This window comes from Xanthomonas sp. NCPPB 2586 (genome assembly GCF_041475775.2).
In the GTDB taxonomy this organism is placed as follows: Bacteria; Pseudomonadota; Gammaproteobacteria; order Xanthomonadales; family Xanthomonadaceae; genus Xanthomonas; species Xanthomonas campestris.
Genome location: NZ_CM192981.1, coordinates 2,014,210 through 2,026,622 on the forward strand (window position 1 = coordinate 2,014,210; position 12,413 = coordinate 2,026,622).

Annotated in this window: 8 protein-coding genes; 6 read left to right on the forward strand and 2 right to left on the reverse strand. The window is 64.8% G+C overall.

All coding sequences use genetic code 11. The features are described from left to right. Positions 1-148: 148 nt before the first annotated feature. Entirely contained in the window at positions 149-2,227 is a 2,079-nt protein-coding gene (locus ACCQ09_RS08635; RefSeq protein WP_228428261.1) for a glycoside hydrolase family 97 protein, read from the reverse strand. A 242-nt stretch (positions 2,228-2,469) separates the two neighbouring features. On the opposite strand from ACCQ09_RS08635, the gene ACCQ09_RS08640 reads away from it, so the two are divergent. Genes ACCQ09_RS08640 through ACCQ09_RS08650 form a run of 3 tightly spaced genes read left to right on the forward strand, consistent with a single transcriptional unit; the run spans position 2,470 to position 7,810 of the window. Beyond that, positions 2,470-4,662: an MGH1-like glycoside hydrolase domain-containing protein gene (locus ACCQ09_RS08640; protein ID WP_040941098.1), complete on the forward strand. Its 2,193-nt coding sequence runs from the start codon at positions 2,470-2,472 to the stop codon at positions 4,660-4,662. Next, positions 4,659-6,137 carry an MFS transporter gene (locus tag ACCQ09_RS08645; RefSeq protein ID WP_012438013.1) on the forward strand — a complete coding sequence of 493 codons (1,479 nt, stop codon included), beginning with the start codon at positions 4,659-4,661 and terminating at the stop codon, positions 6,135-6,137. The genes ACCQ09_RS08640 and ACCQ09_RS08645 overlap by 4 nt, the downstream gene beginning before the upstream one ends. Next, entirely contained in the window at positions 6,134-7,810 is a 1,677-nt protein-coding gene (locus tag ACCQ09_RS08650; RefSeq protein ID WP_040941099.1) for an alpha-amylase family glycosyl hydrolase, read from the forward strand. Before ACCQ09_RS08645 ends, ACCQ09_RS08650 begins: the two co-directional genes overlap by 4 nt. Before the next feature lie 207 nt (positions 7,811-8,017). Here the strand turns inward: ACCQ09_RS08650 and ACCQ09_RS08655 are convergent, their stop codons facing one another. Next, complete coding sequence (locus tag ACCQ09_RS08655; protein ID WP_014508157.1) at positions 8,018-9,142, reverse strand: LacI family DNA-binding transcriptional regulator; 1,125 nt, start codon at positions 9,140-9,142, stop codon at positions 8,018-8,020. Positions 9,143-9,471: 329 nt separating this feature from the next. Between ACCQ09_RS08655 and thrS the strand changes: the two genes are divergently transcribed. From thrS to rpmI, 3 genes are all read left to right on the forward strand, one after another. After that, on the forward strand, positions 9,472-11,376 hold the full coding sequence (gene thrS / locus ACCQ09_RS08660; protein ID WP_228428263.1) for a threonine--tRNA ligase: 1,905 nt from the start codon (positions 9,472-9,474) through the stop codon (positions 11,374-11,376). A 48-nt stretch (positions 11,377-11,424) separates the two neighbouring features. After that, a complete protein-coding gene (infC, locus tag ACCQ09_RS08665) occupies positions 11,425-11,967 on the forward strand; it encodes a translation initiation factor IF-3 (protein ID WP_070690874.1) in 543 nt (180 codons plus the stop codon). Between the two features lie 240 nt (positions 11,968-12,207). Continuing rightward, complete coding sequence (rpmI, locus tag ACCQ09_RS08670) at positions 12,208-12,405, forward strand: 50S ribosomal protein L35 (protein ID WP_002811096.1); 198 nt, start codon at positions 12,208-12,210, stop codon at positions 12,403-12,405. The last annotated feature ends 8 nt before the right edge of the window (positions 12,406-12,413 follow it).

Genomic DNA, 12,413 nt, shown 5'->3' on the forward strand with positions numbered 1-12,413 from the left:
AAATCGATTCCACTGATGCGTCATCGAGTGGCGAGTGCTTGCGCTGCGCTGCAGCGAAGGCTGCAGGTTGCAAACGCCGGCCAGCAAGGCACTTGGTGCAACCGATGGCAGCACTGCGCAGGCAAGGCACGCCCGCGCAGCAGCTGCATCAGCGTGCTGACTCCATCGGCACGAAGCGAATCGCCTGGCCACCACCGGGTGCCAGCCGCAGTTCCAGCGTGTCGATGCTGCTGACCTGGCGTTCTTCGCGGATAAAGGCGAACGGGTTGTGCACGTAGTCGGCGTCGTCGCCATCGCGGTAGATCTGTGCGCGATAGCGCACGCCCGGTTCCAGAAACCCCAGCGGCACCTGCAACAGGCGGCCATGTTCGTCGGTGATGCCGCCCAGGAACCAGTCGTGGCTATGCCGGTCCTTGCGCGCAATGGTGACGTAGTCGCCCACCTCGCCATTCAACGCGCGGGTCTGGTCCCAGTCCACGGCCACATCCTCAATGAAACGGAACGCATCGCGGTGCTGCAGATAATGCTCGGGCAGATCGGCCGCCATCTGGATCGGGCTGTAGAGCGTCACGTACAAAGCCAGCTGGCGTGCCAGCGTGCTGGGAATCGCCTGGCCATTGCGGCCTTTGAGGCTGACGATGCCGGGCGTGTAATCCATGGGCCCGGCGAGCAGGCGAGTGAACACCAGGTTGACTTCGTGTTCGGGTGGATTGGGTGGCTGGCCCCAGGCGTTGTATTCCATGCCACGCGCGCCTTCGCGCGAGATCCAGTTGGGATAGGTGCGGCGCAGGCCGGTGTCCTTGATCGGTTCGTGCGCATTGACTGCAAGGTGGCGCTCGGCTGCCTCGTGCACCACGTGCAGGTGATGGCGCGCCATCCACTGACCATCGTGCCATTCGCGCAACGGCGTGCCACCGGCCGGATTGCGCCGCTCCACCTGGCCGTCGTCGCAGACATAGCCGGTCTTGACCGAATCCACGCCGAAACGGGCATACAGATCCATCGCCTCGGCAATCTGATCTTCGTAATGGTCCACCGCACACCCCGTTTCATGATGGCCGATCAGATGCACGCCCTTGCCGGCGGCATAGCGGCTCAGCGCAGGTAGGTCGAAATCTGGCGTTGCTTTGGTGAAATCGAAGCTGTCGCCATTGCCAAACCACTCGCCGTCCCAGCCGGGATTCCAGCCTTCCACCAGCACACCGCGAAAGCCGTGTGCGGCGGCGAAGTCGATGTAGCGTTTGGTCGTGGCGGTGGTAGCCGCATGTTTCGGGCCGGTGGCCCAGGTCTGCTGGTTGAGATGCATCGACCACCACACGCCGACATATTTGGACGGTTTGACCCAGCTCACATCGCCCAGGGCGTTTGGTTCGTTGAGGTTGAGAATGAGGTTGGATTCGACCAGGCCGGTGGCCTGATCAGCGATCTGCAGTGTGCGCCATGGGGTATCGAAGGGCAGGGTGCGGCGCACCTTCCAGCCCTCGGCGGCGGGCGAGAGGTGGGCACGCAGCCGCTGCCCTTCGGTGCGGCGCAACCACATGCCGGCGTAGTCCACCAACGCGGCTTCGTGCAGTGCCACGTGCAGCCCGTTGCGGCTGCGCAGCGTGAGCGGCGTGTGCGCCAGCGCCACTTCGTTCAGTGGCGTGCGCTGATACAGGTATTCGTAGTGGATGGGCTCGCCGGCGGGAATCCACCATGCCTCGGAAGGCTGCGCAATGGCGAACTCGGTGACTTCTTCGTCGATGATGGCTTCGCGCAGCCCGGCTTGCGCCGGGAAGTGATAGCGCAGGCCGAGCCCGTCGTCGTACACACGCAGGATCACATCGAAGCGCCGTTGCGCGCCCTCGCGTTCGCCAAGGCTCACACGCAATTCGTTGTAGTGATTGCGCACCAGCCGGGTCTCGCCCCAGGGTTGTTCCCAGGTGTCATCGTGGCTGCTGCGCGCCTGCGACAGCACCTGCAGGCCGCGATCCAGGCGCCCATCGCGCAGCTGAAATCCCAGCCGCGAGCGCTCCACCACCGGCTCACCCAGCCGCTGCACACGGTAGTAGGGCGTGCCGCCATCCACTTCCACGGTCACCTGCAAAATCTTGCCGGGCGAGGCAACAGCGATCGCAGCCTCGGCCTGGGCAGTGGCAGCGGCGCCGCCCAGTGTGGCGATCACCAGCAAGCGCGCGATCCACGCCGCACCCAATGTCGAGCGTGCTCGACGTGAAGACAGCGGCATATCCCCTCCCAAGGTCACCGTTGCACAGGCGCCGACTATGCCGCGCCGTTGCGTGCAGGCGTTGTGCTGCATGCGACGTGTGGCCATGAATACGTATGCAGGGGTGCGGAACCGTGGAGTGCGGCACTACCATGTTGCCCACGGTACCTGGGAGGGGCCGCGGCCGTGGCAGGCACTGCCACGCATCACAACGCGTGCAACGAGGGAGGGAGGCCGACGGCGCAAGCTGTCTCGCCGCTTCGATGCTGAAGATGATCTGCATGGCAGCGACGCTGGGCGTCGCCGCAAGTTCGCCGGTAGCGGCCGATGAACTGGAGTTTCAAGGACGCCGGGCGCAAGCACAGGCGTTGGACGATGGTGGCTTTTTGTTGCGCTGGCCGCAGGGCGAACGCCGCATTCCCGCACAACCGATGCGCACAGACACCGCCAGCCCGTTGTTCGATGGGTTGTTCGCGCTGGCGCAACAGGAGCTGGCCGACGACCGCGTGGAGGCGATCCGCGATCCCGCTTTCAATCACGGCAAGCCGGTAGCCTGCGCGTGCTTTGAAACCGGCGAGCGCTGGCCGTATGTGTGGACGCGCGATGTGAGCTTTGCCGCCGATCTCGCGCTGGCGCGGCTGGAACCGGAGCGCACCCGCACCTCGCTGCGATTCAAGCTGTCGCAGGCGCGCGATGGACGCACGCCGGGCCTGTTTGTTGCGCAGGACACCGGCTCCGGTGGCAGTTGGCCGATCAGCAGCGACCGCGTGGTGTGGTTTCTGGCCGCACGCGGCTTGCTCGATGATCGCGCGTTTGCCGACGAAGTCTGGGCCGCGTTGCAAGCCACCGTGGCACAGGACCGCGATGCGGTCTTCGATGCCGATCTGGGTCTATATCGCGGCGAAACCTCGTTCCTGGACTGGCGCGAGCAGACCTATCCTGCATGGACGCGCGAGGATGTGCGCTTCATCGCCGAATCCTTCGCGCTGTCCACCAACGTGCTGCATTACCAGGCCCTGCGCCTGGCCGAGCAGCTGGCGCGGCAGCGTGGCGACGCGCGGGCCCGCGAATATGCGCGCTGGGCCGCGCAACTACGGCAGGCCATCGATACACGTTTCTGGGATGCAACACAGCAGCAGTACGTCAGCTACCTCGGCAGCGCGGCGCACCCGGTGCGCTACGCCAAGGTGGACATGCTGGGGCTGTCGCTGGGCGTGCTGGCCGATGTGTTTCCCCCCGAGCGCGCGCGTGAGGCGATGCGCCGCTATCCGGCCGTGGCCGGTGGCACGCCCGTGGTGTGGCCGCAGGAACGCATGCAGCCGATCTATCACAACCGCGCGGTGTGGCCGTTTGTCAGTGCCTATGCGCTGCGCGCCGCACGCACGCTCGACAACGCGCCGCGGATTGCACTCGAACTGGAATCGCTGATGCGCGCAAGCGCATTGGCCGGTTCCAACATGGAAAACTACGAGATGCAGTCGCTCGCCGTGCATGTGGAAGAGGGAGCACGCAGCGGCCCGGTGGTCAATTCGCCACGGCAGCTGTGGTCGGTGGCTGGGTACCTGTCGGCGGTACTGGAAGGCGTGTTCGGCGTTGCCGCCGATGGCAGTGTGACGCCCAAGCTGCCGCGTTCGTTGGTGCCACTGTTGTTCGGCGACCGTACCCAGATCGTGCTTGAACAGGGGGCGCGGCGCTACGTGTTGGTACGCCCCGAAGGCCGCGATGCTGACAGCGATCTGCTGGTAGCCGGGCACATCGAACACCAAGGGCAGACCACACGTGTGCAACTGGTTGGCCGTGCCGCGCAGATGCAGGCACCACCGCGACCCACCCAGGTATTCGCGCCGGAAACACCGCCTGCGCCGCGTGTTCAACCGCATGGCGATGGCCTGCGCGTTGCCATTCCTGCCGGCACCACGCTGTATCTGGATGGCCGCGCGGTAGTGGCCAGCACACGGTTCGACCTGAGCGACGACGGCCTGCTGCACGACCTCAGCCTGACCCGTCGCGCTGACGGTCTGGAGTCACTGCATAGCCCTACGGTCACCGTTGGCCCGATGCAGGCGCTGCCCGGCGCTGCGCAGTGGGCGTGGCAACCCGCACGTGCCGGGCGTCACCGCATCGCACTGCGGTATCGCAATGACAACGGCCCGATCAATACCGGCGTCACCGCGGCGGTGAAACGGCTGCGGCTGGAGTGCCCGGGCCATCCGCCGCAGACCCGCACCATCGTGATGCCGCATAGCGTGGGTGAGCAGGTGTCCACGCACGTGGTGTTCGATCTGCCGGCACTGCAGCGCTGCACGCTACGTCTGGAGGAAGGCTTCAACATGAGCGCACTTGCGCATTTTGCCGCGTACAACGGCGGGCGCGGCGGCGAGGATGGTGTGCGAAATCAGGCCACGGTGAGCGCCTTGTTGGTCGGGCCGGTCGCCTCAGCGGAGGCGGCGCCATGAAGGCCAAGCCAACGCTGAGTTTCTGGCAGATCTGGAACATGTGCTTTGGATTCCTCGGCATCCAGTTCGGCTTTGCACTGCAAAACGCCAATGCCAGCCGCATCTTCCAGACGCTGGGCGCGCAGGTCGACGATGTGCCCGGGCTGTGGATTGCCGCGCCGCTGACCGGGCTGATCGTGCAGCCCATCATCGGCTATCTCTCCGACCGCACCTGGACCGGCTGGGGCCGCCGCCGGCCGTACTTCATGATCGGTGCGGTGTTCACCACGCTGGCGTTGCTGGTGATGCCCAACGCGCCGGTGCTGTGGATCGCAGCCGGCACGCTGTGGGTACTGGACGCGTCCATCAACATTTCGATGGAGCCATTCCGCGCCTTGGTCGGTGACCAGCTGCCGGCCGAGCAACGCCCCAGCGGCTACGCGATGCAGAGCTTTTTCATTGGCGTCGGCGCGATTGTGGCGAGCTTTCTGCCCTGGCTGCTGACGCGCTGGGGCGTAGACAACACTGCACCTGCCGGCGAGCTGCCCGATAGCGTGCGCTACGCGTTCTACCTAGGTGCGGCGGTGTTGTTCCTGTCGATCAGCTGGACGGTGCTGCGCACGCGCGAATACAGCCCGGCCGAGCTGGCGGCGTTTGAACCGGCGCCGGCACCGGCTGCCGCGCAACTGGCCGCCACCGATCAACCCAGCCTGCAGGCCAGTGTGCTGTGGTGTCTGGGCGGGTTGCTGCTGGCCGCTGCCATCGCCTGGCAGCACGGCGATCGCATGTTGTACGTGCTGGCGGGCCTGTGCGTCGCCTATGGCGTGCTGCTGGCATTTGCGCGCGTGCTGCCGCGTGGCGGCATGTTGGTGGCGATCATGCACGATCTGCGCCACATGCCGCAGACGATGCGGCGCCTGGCCTGGGTGCAGTTCTTTTCGTGGTTTGCGCTGTTTGCGATGTGGATCTACACCACCGCGGCAGTGACGCAGGTGCATTTCGGCGCACGCGATACCGTCTCGGCCGCCTACAACGACGGGGCGAACTGGGTGGGTGTGTTGTTCGGCGCCTACAACGGCTTTGCCGCGCTCGCCGCCATCGTCATCCCGCTGATGGTGCGTGCGATCGGGCTGCGCTGGAGCCACCTGTGCAATCTGTGGCTGGGTGCGGCGGGGTTGTTGTCGATGCTGGTCATCCGCGACCCGTACTGGCTGCTGCTGTCGATGCTGGGCGTCGGTTTTGCCTGGGCCTCGATCCTGTCCTTGCCCTATGCACTGCTGTCCGACAGCGTGCCCGCCGCCAAGATGGGCGTGTACATGGGCATCTTCAATTTCTTTATCGTGATTCCGCAATTGGTTGCCGCCAGCGCCCTGGGCTTCGTGCTCCGCGTGTGGCTGGGCGGGCAACCGATCTACGCGCTGGCGATCGGCGGCTTGAGCCTGATCGTGGCCGGTGTGTGCGTGGTGCGGGTCCCAAGCGCCCAGGGAGGGCAATGATGCGCAGCGTCTTGATGGCAGCCATAGTGCTTTGGTCGGGAGCAGCCTGCGCTGCGCCTGCACCCGGTGATTACTACGGCACCCTGGAACCGTTCGCCGCCGATGCGGTGTATTTCGTGGTCACCGATCGCTTCGTCAACGGCGACACGGGCAACGATCACCGCGACCAGGGCGGCGCACATCGCAGCTTCGATGTGCCCACACCGTGCGACGGTGGCGTGGGCGACAACATCGGTTACCTCGGCGGCGACTTCAAGGGCATCGTCGATCATGCCGACTACATTCGCGGCCTCGGCTTTGGCGCGGTGTGGATCACCCCGATCGTCGACAACCCGGACGAAGCGTTCACCGGTGGCAAGCCCATCACCTGCGAGAGCACGCTCAGCGATCACGGCAAGACCGGTTATCACGGCTATTGGGGCGTCAATTTTTACAGGCTCGACGAACATCTCCCCAGCCCGGGGCTGGATTTCGCCGGGTTCACGCGCGCCATGCACGCCAATGACCTGAAGGTGGTGCTGGATATCGTCGGCAACCACGGCTCGCCCGCCTACAGCATGCCGGTGGCGCAGCCCGGGTTTGGCAAGCTCTACGACGCACAGGGCCGCCTGGTTGCCGATCATCAGAACCTCGCACCCGCACAGCTCGACCCGGCGCACAACCCGTTGCACGCGTTCTACAACACCAGCGGCGGCCTGGCGGAATTGTCGGACCTCAATGAAGACAACCCGGCTGTGCTGGACTATCTAGCCGGCGCCTACCTGCAGTGGATGGAGCAGGGTGCCGATGCGTTTCGCATCGACACCATCGGCTGGATGCCAGACCGCTTCTGGCATGCCTTCGTAGCGCGGATCCGCGAGAAACGCCCGGGCGTTTTCATGTTTGGCGAAGCCTTCGACTACGACCCGGCCAAGATCGCCGGCCACACCTGGGCGCGCAACGCCGGCGTCAGCGTGCTGGACTTCCCGCTCAAACAGCAGCTATCCGCCGTGTTCGGCCACAAACAGGCTGGCTTCGAACAGCTCGCCACGCCGCTGTATCTGCGCAAAGGCCCGTATGGCAACCCGTACGAGTTGATGAGCTTCTACGACAACCACGACATGGCGCGCCTGGATGCCAGCGATACCGGCTTCATCGATGCGCACAATTGGTTGTTCACCGCGCGCGGCATTCCGGTGATCTATTACGGCTCGGAAACCGGCTTCATGCGCGGGCGCGCCGAACACGCGGGTAATCGCAATTATTTTGGCGAAGAGCGCGTCAGCAACGCACCGCAGAGCCCGATCTTCGGCCCGCTGCAGCGCATCGCGACCTTGCGGCGCAATACCCCGGCCCTGCAGCGCGGCGTGCAGGTGGATCTGCAGTTGCGCGGCAACCAGGCAGCGTTCCTGCGCGTCTACCAGCATGCGGGCATGACGCAGACCGCGTTGGTCTTGCTCAACAAGGGCGACGCGGCGGCGGACATTGCGGTGTCCCGCTTGCTGCAGCCCGGCAGCTGGCGCGACGCCTTCAGTGGCGAGCAGGTGCAGGTGCAAGGTCGCGTGACGCTGCAGGTGCCGGCGCATGGCGTGCGCGTGCTGCTGTCGGATGCGCCGGTGACCGACGTCGCCCTACGCAAGCAGCTGGACGCACAGATGGCGGACCAGGCCGCGCGCGATGCACGCAACAAGTAGGAGCGCGCCAGCGCGCGATGCGGCGTTATCGGTGACGCCTCATCGCGCACAAGTGCGCTCCTACAAAGGCATCAGTCGGCTGCAATAGCGTCAGCAGGTCGCGACCAACAACGATGGCGACTCATCCGCGCGACGCATGCTCCAACGATTCCCGCTTCCCGCTTCCCGCTTCCCGATTCCCGATTCCCGATTCCCGATTCCCGAATCTCAGCGCGTCGCGTTTCCGCTCGCCGCCTTCCCGCGCAGCCCATCGCTGGACTCCGCAGCCGTCGACGGGTTCCACCCCAGCGGCGGTTGCAGGCCACTGCTGGTCGACGACTCGCGCACCGCCAGCCGAACCGGGATTGTGCGGCTCTGTGCAGCGTCACCACGAATCAGCGCCACCAGGCTTTCGACCAACAGGGCGCCGGCCTGCTTGGTGTCCTGTTGCACGGTCGATAGTGCTGGCGCCACCGAGGCAGCCAGGGCGATGTCGTCGAAGCCGCTGACGGCCACGTCCTGCGGCACGCGCAGTCCGCGTTCGCGCAGTGCCCGCATCGCGCCGATCGCAATCAAATCGCTGGCCGCGCACACCGCGTCGAACGCCTGCCCGCTGTCGAGCAGCGCCAGGCACGCGGTGTAACCGGACAGCTCGGTGGTAATCGCATCGAACTGCAGCGCGGCATCCGCCGCCACACCCTGTAACGCTAACGCTGCGACATGCCCGCGATAGCGCTCCTCGAACTCCGGGTAATGGTTGGAGGCGTGGCCGAGAAATGCGATCCGCCGGCAGCCCTGCGCGAGCAGGTGCTCGGTGATGTCCAGCCCGCCCTGATAGTTATCGCTGCCGATCGAAATACCCGGTTGACCCGGCAGCGCCGCGCCCCAGCGTACGAAGTGCGTGCCTTGTTCGACCAGCAGCTGCAGCCGCTGGCGTGATTCCTGATAATCGCCGTAGCCGAGCAGGATGATGCCGTCGGCCTTGTTGCTGTCTTCGTAATCGGCCTGCCAATCCTTGGACAGCTGCTGGAACGACACCAGCAAGTCGTAGCCCTGCAGCGCGCAGGCACGGGTGATCGAGCCCAGCATCGAGTGGAAGAACGGGTTGATCAGCGAGTCATCGGCGGTGGGGTCTTCGAAGAACAGCAGCGCCAGCGTGCCGGCGTTGCGCAGCCGCAGCGAGGAGGCGTTTTTGTCGACCTTATAGTTCAGCTCGCGGGCAATCCGCAGGATCCGCTGGCGGGTGTCCTCGTTCACCATCGGGCTACCGCGCAGGGCGCGCGAAACGGTCGGTTGCGAGACGCCGGCCAGGTAGGCGATATCCAGCGAGGTGGCTTTACCCTTGATGGTCATGATCGGCAACGGCAGGACAAGTGGCCGGCATCATGCCATGCGCCCGCCGGGCCCGTGCTGCCACGCGCATCGGCCCGCTGATTGGTTTACCATTCGCCCCAGACACCCTTGCGAGAAGGTGGCCCGCGCCCCGCGCCGGCCGAGCGTGCGACATGAGCACTAGCCCTGCCCACCGCTGATCCCGACCGGCGCCAGACCGCAAGGCGCCCGCGCGGCGCTTTTTTTGCGCCTGACTTCTTCGCCTGACCCTTTCGAGCCTGTCCCTGCGTGGACGGATCTCTCACTGCAGCAGCCACCGGCTGCGGCCAGACCAGACCCTATCGTTGCCCATGATCACCATTACGCTTCCCGACGGCAGCCGCCGCGAATTCGATGCTCCCGTGTCCGTCATGCAGGTCGCCCAGTCGATCGGCGCCGGCCTGGCCAAGGCCACCATCGCCGGCCAGGTGGACGGCCAGCTGGTCGACGCCAGCGACCTCATCGAACATGACGCCAGCCTGCGCATCATCACCGCCAAGGACGCCGAAGGCGTGGAGATCATCCGCCACTCCTGCGCCCACCTGGTCGGCCATGCGGTCAAGCAGCTGTACCCGGACGTCAAGATGGTGATCGGCCCGGTGATTGCCGAAGGCTTCTATTACGACATCTACAGCGAGCGCCCGTTCACTCCGGAAGACATGGCGGCGATCGAGCAGCGCATGCAGCAACTGATCGCGCAGGACTACGACGTGATCAAGAAGGTCACCCCGCGCGCCGAGGTGATTGAGGTGTTCGCCCAGCGCGGCGAGGAGTACAAGCTGCGCCTGATCGAGGACATGTCCGACGACATCACCGCGATGGGCCTGTACTACCACCAGGAATACGTGGACATGTGCCGCGGCCCGCACGTGCCCAACACGCGCTTCCTCAAGGCCTTCAAGCTGACCCGCATCTCCGGCGCCTACTGGCGTGGCGATGCCAAGAACGAGCAGTTGCAGCGCATCTACGGCACCGCCTGGGCAGACAAGAAGCAGCTCGACGCCTACATCCTGCGCATGGAAGAAGCCGACAAGCGCGACCACCGCAAGATCGGCAAGGCGCAGGACCTGTTCCACCTGCAGGAAGAGGCCCCCGGCCTGGTGTTCTGGCACCCCAAGGGCTGGTCGCTATGGCAGGTGGTCGAGCAATACATGCGCAAGGTCTACCGCGACAGCGGCTATGGCGAGGTGCGCTGCCCGCAGATCCTGGACGTGTCGCTGTGGCAGAAATCCGGCCACTGGGACAACTACCAGGACGCGATGTTCTTCACCGAATCGGAGAAGCGCACCTACGCGGTCAAGCCGATGAACTGCCCCGGCCACGTGCAGGTGTTCAATCAGGGCCTGCACAGCTACCGCGACCTGCCGATCCGCTACGGCGAGTTCGGCGCCTGCCACCGCAACGAGCCCTCCGGCGCGCTGCACGGCATCCTGCGCGTGCGTGGCTTCACCCAGGACGATGGGCACGTGTTCTGCCTGGAATCGCAGATCGAAGCCGAAGTCACCGCCTTCCATCAGCAGGCGCTGGCGGTCTATACCGCCTTCGGTTTCGACGACATCCAAATCAAGATCGCGCTGCGCCCGGAAAAGCGCCTCGGCGACGATGCGACCTGGGACAAGGCCGAGGCCGCGCTGCGCAGCGCGCTGGGCGTATGCGGCGTGGAATGGCAGGAGCTGCCGGGCGAGGGCGCCTTCTATGGCCCGAAGATCGAGTACCACCTCAAGGATGCGATCGGCCGCACCTGGCAACTGGGTACGATGCAGGTCGACTTCATGATGCCTGGCCGCCTCGGCGCCGAGTACGTGGACGAGCACAGCCAGAAGAAGCATCCGGTCATGCTGCATCGGGCCATCGTCGGTTCGATGGAGCGTTTCATCGGCATTTTGATCGAGCACCACGCCGGCGCATTCCCGGCCTGGCTGGCTCCGGTCCAGGTCGTTGTCGCCAACATCACCGACGCTCAGGCTGAATATGTGGACTCGGTTCGGAAAACCCTTGCAAATCAAGGCTTCCGTGTCAGCGCCGATTTGCGTAACGAGAAGATCGGTTATAAGATTCGCGAGCATACGCTGCAACGCGTGCCGTATTTGCTCGTGGTTGGTAACCGCGAGAAGGAAAATGGCGCGGTCGCCGTGCGGACGCGTTCGGGAGAGGACCTCGGAACCATGACGGTTTCGGCCTTCATCGAACGCCTGCAGGCAGAGCAGGCAGCGTGAGCCAACCCCGGCCGGTCTGGATGATCCGGATGCGCCGGTTCGATTCCCCTGGGAGATTGCAATATCAGTACCCCTGACAACAAACAGAACCGCAAGAACCAAGAAATCCGTGTGCCGCGCGTTCGCGTGATCGGTAGTGACGGTGAGATGGTCGGCGTGTTGTCGCGCGACGAAGCGCTCGCCAAGGCCGAGGAAGAAGGCCTGGATCTGGTCGAAATCCAGCCGCAGGCCGATCCGCCGGTCTGCAAGATCATGGATTTCGGCAAGTTCAAGTTCGAGCAGCAGAAAAAGGCCAACGAGGCCAAGAAGAAGACCAAGCAGGTCGAGATCAAGGAACTCAAGTTCCGTCCGGTCACGGACGAGGGCGACTACCAGATCAAGCTGCGCAACATGCGCCGTTTCCTGGAAGAGGGTGACAAGGTCAAGGTCAACATCCGTTTCCGTGGCCGCGAAATGAGCCACCAGGAACTGGGCCGCGAGATGGCGGCACGGATCGAGGCCGATCTGGGCGAAGACATCGTCATCGAGTCCCGTCCGCGCCTGGAAGGGCGGCAGATGGTCATGATGATCGCGCCCAAGAAGAAGATCTGATCCTGCGCCGCGGCGGGCCCGAGAGGGGCCGCCCAGGCGGCGACAGCGACGATTTGCAAGAATTCCCGGCAACGGGCATACTGCGCGGCCCGGTTTTGCCGGGGAGCTGTGCAAGCGGTACCAGGACCTGTCCTGATCGTGTTCGATCAAGGGCTTACAAGCAGGCAAGGGCAAGGATGGAAAGCGTGGCCACAAGGCTGCCGCCCGTGTCAGTGACAAAACACCATCAAGGACATAGCAATGCCCAAGATCAAGACCAACCGGGCGGCGGCCAAGCGTTTCCGCAAGACCGCCTCCGGCAAGTACAAGTGCGGCCACGCAAACCGTAGCCACATCCTCACGAAGAAAGCGACCAAGCGGAAGCGCAACCTGCGGCAGACGAATCACGTCCGTGCCGAGGACGCTGGCCGTCTTGACCGTATGCTTCCCTACCTCTGAGGACTGAC

Bases quoted from the DNA above. Each gene is read 5' to 3' on its own strand.
- ACCQ09_RS08635 (WP_228428261.1), bottom strand. From the start codon at position 2,227: ATGCCGCTGTCTTCACGTCGAGCACGCTCGACATTGGGTGCGGCGTGG.
- ACCQ09_RS08640 (WP_040941098.1), top strand. From the start codon at position 2,470: ATGCTGAAGATGATCTGCATGGCAGCGACGCTGGGCGTCGCCGCAAGT.
- ACCQ09_RS08645 (WP_012438013.1), top strand. From the start codon at position 4,659: ATGAAGGCCAAGCCAACGCTGAGTTTCTGGCAGATCTGGAACATGTGC.
- ACCQ09_RS08650 (WP_040941099.1), top strand. From the start codon at position 6,134: ATGATGCGCAGCGTCTTGATGGCAGCCATAGTGCTTTGGTCGGGAGCA.
- ACCQ09_RS08655 (WP_014508157.1), bottom strand. From the start codon at position 9,142: ATGACCATCAAGGGTAAAGCCACCTCGCTGGATATCGCCTACCTGGCC.
- thrS (WP_228428263.1), top strand. From the start codon at position 9,472: ATGATCACCATTACGCTTCCCGACGGCAGCCGCCGCGAATTCGATGCT.
- rpmI (WP_002811096.1), top strand. From the start codon at position 12,208: ATGCCCAAGATCAAGACCAACCGGGCGGCGGCCAAGCGTTTCCGCAAG.